This window comes from Kitasatospora sp. NPDC101176, from assembly GCF_044768035.1.
In the GTDB taxonomy this organism is placed as follows: domain Bacteria; phylum Actinomycetota; class Actinomycetes; order Streptomycetales; family Streptomycetaceae; genus Kitasatospora.
Genome location: NZ_JBIWPA010000060.1, coordinates 1 through 4,618, shown reverse-complemented (window position 1 = coordinate 4,618; position 4,618 = coordinate 1). Strand labels below are relative to the sequence as shown.

The 4,618-nt window shown below is 77.9% G+C and carries 1 protein-coding gene; it reads left to right on the top strand.

Annotated elements, in window-relative coordinates; all coding sequences use genetic code 11:
- A partial coding sequence (locus ACIRS1_RS38330) for a beta-ketoacyl synthase N-terminal-like domain-containing protein (protein ID WP_402847300.1) occupies positions 1-4,618 on the top strand: 4,618 nt, incomplete at both ends.

Below are 4,618 nucleotides of genomic sequence, written 5' to 3'. Positions count from 1 at the left end.
GCCACGCCCTCGGCCTGCCCGCCACCTCCCTCGCCTGGGGCCTCTGGGAGGACGACGGCATGGGCAGCCGACTCGGCACCGCCGACCTCGCCCGGCTCGCCCGCACCGGCATCGCCCCGTTGCCCGTGGACCAGGCCCTGCGGCTGTTCGACGAGGCACTCGCGGCCGACCGCCCGGTGCTGGTGCCGGCCCGCTTCAGCACCGCCGCGCTCGGCGCCCCCGGCACCGACGTCCCGGCGCCGCTGCGCTCGCTGGTCCGGCCCACCCGCCGCCGGGCGGCCGCGGCGGCCGCCACGACCGACGCGTCGCCGGCCGAGCACCTGGCCCGCCGGCTCGCCGCGGCCGGCTCCCCTGCCGAGGCCGAGCGGCTGCTGCGGGAGCTGGTCCGGGCCACCACCGCCACCGTGCTCGGCCACGCCGACCCGGCGACCGTCCAGGACGGCCGGGCCTTCACCGACCTCGGCTTCGACTCGCTCACCGCCGTCGACCTGCGCAACCGCCTCACCGCCGAGACCGGCCTGCGGCTGCCCACCACCCTGGTCTTCGACCACCCGACCCCGGCCGCGCTGACCGCGCTGCTGAGCGCGGAGCTCCTCGCCACCCCGGCCGCGGTGGTCACCGAGGCGCCCAGGGCCGCGGCCCCCGACGACGACCCGATCGCCATCGTCGCCATGGCCTGCCGCTACCCCGGCGGGGTCACCACCCCGGAGGAGCTCTGGCAGCTGCTCGCCGACGGCCGCGACGCCGTCGCCGGCTTCCCCGCCGACCGCGGCTGGGACCTCGACGCCCTCTACGACCCTGACGCCGACCGCCCGGGCACCTCGTCCACCCGCGACGGCGGATTCCTCTACGACGCCGCCTCCTTCGACCCGGAGTTCTTCGGCATCAGCCCCCGCGAGGCGCTCACCACCGACCCGCAGCAGCGCCTGCTGCTGGAGACCGCCTGGGAGGCCTTCGAACGGGCCGGGCTCGACCCGCACGCCCTGCGCGGCTCCCGCACCGGCGTCTTCACCGGCGTGATGTACAACGACTACGGCGCCCGGCTGCACCAGGCGCCCAGTGCCCCGGACGGCTTCGAGGGCTACCTGGTCAGCGGGAGCGCGGGCAGCGTGGCCTCCGGCCGGGTCTCGTACACCTTCGGCCTGGAGGGCCCGGCCGTCACCGTGGACACCGCCTGCTCCTCCTCGCTGGTCGCCCTGCACCTGGCCGCCCAGGCCCTGCGCCAGGGCGAGTGCGACCTCGCCCTGGCCGGCGGGGTCACCGTGATGGCCAGCCCGGCGACCTTCGTCGAGTTCAGCCGCCAGCGCGGACTGGCGCCGGACGGGCGCTGCAAGCCCTTCGCGGCCGCGGCGGACGGCACCGGCTGGGCGGAGGGCGCCGGCCTGCTGCTGGTCGAGCGGCTCTCCGACGCCCGCCGCCACGGCCACCGGGTGCTGGCCCTGCTGCGCGGCTCCGCCGTCAACCAGGACGGCGCGAGCAACGGCCTCACCGCCCCCAACGGCCCCTCCCAGCAGCGGGTGATCCGGCAGGCCCTCGCCTCGGCCGGTCTCACCCCCGACCAGGTCGACGCCGTGGAGGCGCACGGCACCGGCACCCGCCTGGGCGACCCGATCGAGGCCCAGGCCCTGCTCGCCACCTACGGGCAGGACCGCGAAACCCCGCTCCTGCTGGGCTCGCTGAAGTCCAACATCGGCCACACCCAGGCCGCCGCCGGCGTGGCGGGCGTGATCAAGATGGTGCTCGCGATGCAGCACGGGGAGCTCCCGAGGAGCCTGCACATCGACGAGCCGACCCCGCACGTCGACTGGTCGGCCGGCGCCGTCCGGCTGCTGGACGAGGCCCGGCCGTGGCCCGCGGCCGACCGGCCCGCCCGGGCCGCCGTCTCCTCCTTCGGCATCAGCGGCACCAACGCGCACGTCATCCTGGAACAGGCGCCCGCCGCCCCGGAGCAGGCACCCGCCGCCGAAGCCCCCACCGGCCGGGCCGACGGGACCCCGCTGCCCTGGCTGCTCTCCGGCCACACCCCGCAGGCCCTGCACGACCGGGCGGAACGGCTCGCCCGCCACCTCGCCGCGCACCCGGACACCGAACCGGCCGCCGTGGCCCGCGCGCTGGCCACCGGCCCCGCCGCGCTGGAGCACCGGGCCGCCTTCGTCGCCGGCACGGCCGAGGAGGCGCTCGCCGCCCTGGCCGACCCGCTCACCGGCACCGCCGTCCCGACCGCGCGGCGCACCGCGTTCCTGTTCACCGGCCAGGGCAGCCAGCGCCCCGGGGCCGGGCGCGAACTGTACGCCGCCCACCCCGAGTTCGCCGAGGCCCTGGACGCCGCGCTGGCCGCGCTGGACCCGCACCTGGACCGGCCGCTGCGCGACCTGCTGTTCGCCGAACCCGGCACTCCCGAAGCCGCCCTGCTCGACGAGACCCGCTACACCCAGCCCGCCCTCTTCGCCCTGGAGACGGCCCTGTTCCGCCTCCTCGCGCACTGGGGCGTCCACCCGGACGCGGTGCTCGGCCACTCGATCGGCTCGATCGCGGCCGTCCACGCGGCCGGGGTGCTCTCCCTCGCGGACGCCGCCGCCCTGGTGACCGCCCGCGGCCGGCTGATGCACGCCCTCCCGCCCGGTGGCGCGATGGTCTCGCTCACCCTCGACGAGGAGACGACCCGAGGGCTGCTGGCCGGACACGAGGAGCACGTCGGGATCGCCGCGCTCAACGGCCCGCGGGCCACGGTGATCTCCGGCACCCGGGAGGAGGTGCTCGCGGTCGCCGAGCGCGCCGCCGGACTCGGTGCCCGGACGAGGCGACTGACGGTCGGCCACGCCTTCCACTCACCGCTGATGGAGCCGATGCTGGACGGTTTCCGGGAGCTGCTGGCCGGTCTGGAGTTCCACCCGCCCCGCCTCCCGGTGGTCTCCGACCTCACCGGCCGCCCGGCCACCGCGGCCGAGCTGGCCGACCCGGAGCACTGGGTGCGGCACGTCCGCGAGACCGTCCGCTTCGCCGACGGCCTGCGCTCCCTGGCCGCCGAGGGCATCGACGCCTTCCTGGAGCTCGGCCCGGACACCGTGCTCGCCGCGATGGCCGCCGACACCCTGCCGGAGGCCGTCCTGCTCTCCCTGCTCTCCCGCAAGCAACCCGAGGCCGCCGGCGTCCCGCGGACCCTCGCCGCCCTGCACACCGCGGGCGGTCCGGTGGACTGGGCCGCGTACTTCGCGGACGTCCCGGCCGGCCCGCGCCCGGAGCTGCCCACCTACCCGTTCCAGCGCGAGCGGTACTGGCTGGACGCCCCGGCCGCACCCGTCGGCGACGGCCTGGCCCGGGCCGGCCTCGGCGAGGCCGGCCACCCGCTGCTCGGCGCCGCCGTGGACCTCGCCGACGGCTCCGGCACCGTCCACACCGGCCGGCTCTCGCTCTCCGCCCAGCCGTGGCTGGCCGGTCACGCCGTCCTCGGCACGGTGCTCGTCCCCGGCACGGCCCTGCTCGAACTCGCCCTGCACGTGGGCGCGCGGGCCGCCGCGCCCACCGTCGAGGAGCTCACCCTCCAGGCGCCGCTGCTGGTGCCGGACCAGGGCGCCGTCCGGCTCCAGGTCACCGTCGGGGCCGCCGACCAGGTGGGCCGGCGCACCCTCACCGTGCACTCCCGACCGGACGGCAGCGACACCGGCACCGCCGAGCAGACCTGGACGACGCACGCCACCGGGCTCCTCGCCCCCGGCACCACACCCGACCCCTCCGCGGACGGGAGCGGCACCGGCACCTGGCCGCCCACCGGCGCCGAGCCGGTCGACCTCACCGACGCCTACCGGCGGCTCGGCGAGCACGGCTACACCTACGGCCCGCTCTTCCAGGGCCTGCGGGCGGCCTGGCGAAGCGACCGGACCTGGTGGGCGGAGGTCGAACTGCCCGACGCAGCAGCCGACACCGGCTTCAGCCTGCACCCGGCCCTGCTCGACGCCGCCCTGCACCCCCTGGCCCTCGCCGGGCCCGGCCCGGACGGCGGCCTGCCCGTCCCGTTCTCGTGGCAGGGCGTCCGGCTGCACGCCACCGGCGCCCGCACCCTGCGGGTCACCCTCGACACCGCGACACCCGAGCACACCTCACTGCGACTCACCGACGCCACCGGGGCGCCCGTCCTGTCCGTCGGCGCGCTCGCCGTCCGGGCGACCGACCCGGCCCGGCTGACCGCCGGCCGCCGCACCGCCGGCAGCCTCCACCGGATCGCCTGGGTGCCCGTGCCGGCGCCCGCCGCCGCGGCGGCCGAGCCGCCGGTGCCGTACGCCGAGGCGCTGCGCCTGGTCGGGGCCGGGGCACCGGCGCCCGGCGTCGTCCGATCCGACGTGCCGGACGCCCCGTCCGTGTACCGGGTGCTCGACGAGCTCCGGGGCTGGCTGGCCGACGACCGCTTCGCCGACTCCCGGCTGGTGCTGGTCACCCGCGGCGCGGTCGCGGTGACGGCCGGCGAGCCGGTGGACGGGCTGGCGCAGTCCGTGGTGTGGGGTCTGGTGCGGACGGCCCAGACCGAGCACCCCGGCCGCCTCGTCCTCCTCGACACCGACACCCACGAACCCGAGGCCATCGCCGCGGCCCTTCAGACGGTTGAACCCCAACTGGCCCTCCG